This is a genomic window from Gillisia xinjiangensis (assembly GCF_046298265.1).
GTDB classification, from domain to species: domain Bacteria; phylum Bacteroidota; class Bacteroidia; order Flavobacteriales; family Flavobacteriaceae; genus Gillisia; species Gillisia xinjiangensis.
The window spans coordinates 1-547 of sequence record NZ_JBKAHK010000102.1; the positions used below are offsets into that span (position 1 = coordinate 1).

General features: G+C 66.5%; 1 protein-coding gene. It reads right to left on the reverse strand.

Annotated features, from left to right (window positions below; all coding sequences use genetic code 11):
- On the reverse strand, positions 1 to 547 hold a 547-nt coding region (locus ACKGJN_RS16695; RefSeq protein ID WP_409540696.1), incomplete at both ends, for a phosphotransferase.

Consider the following 547-nt stretch of genomic DNA (forward strand, 5'->3'; position numbering starts at 1 on the left):
CGCCAGGAAGGCCTCGCTGGCCTGGTCGCGCCAGGCAAAGGCACGCAGCCGCTCGTCCTCGGCGATTTCGCCCGCCACCGCCTGGCGCCGGTCGAGGGCCGCCCAGGCCAGATAGTCGAAGGAGCGCAGCATGCCGGCGACGTCGCGCAGCGGCGAGGTCTTCTCGCGGCGTTCGTCCAGGGAGCGTTGCGGCTCCCCTTCGAAATCGATGATCGACACGTCGTCCTTGTTGATGAGCACCTGGCCCAGGTGGTAGTCGCCGTGGATGCGGGAGATGCCGCCGTCGGGCGTCAACTCCGCCACCGCTTTCGCCTGGGAAAGAAGCTCATCCCGCGCCTCGAGAACCGCTTCGCGCACCTGCTCGGCCTCAGGCGTCAGTTTCTTCAGAGTCCTCAGCATGGAGATCTGCTGCTTGATTTCTCCGGCAACCGCCTTCGACCACGCCTTGAGGTCTGCTGCCCGCAACGGCTTGGTCGCAAAGGCCGGAATATCCGTCGGGAAAGCGAAGGCAGCGTGGAGCTCCGCAGTACGCCGTCCCAGCGTGTCG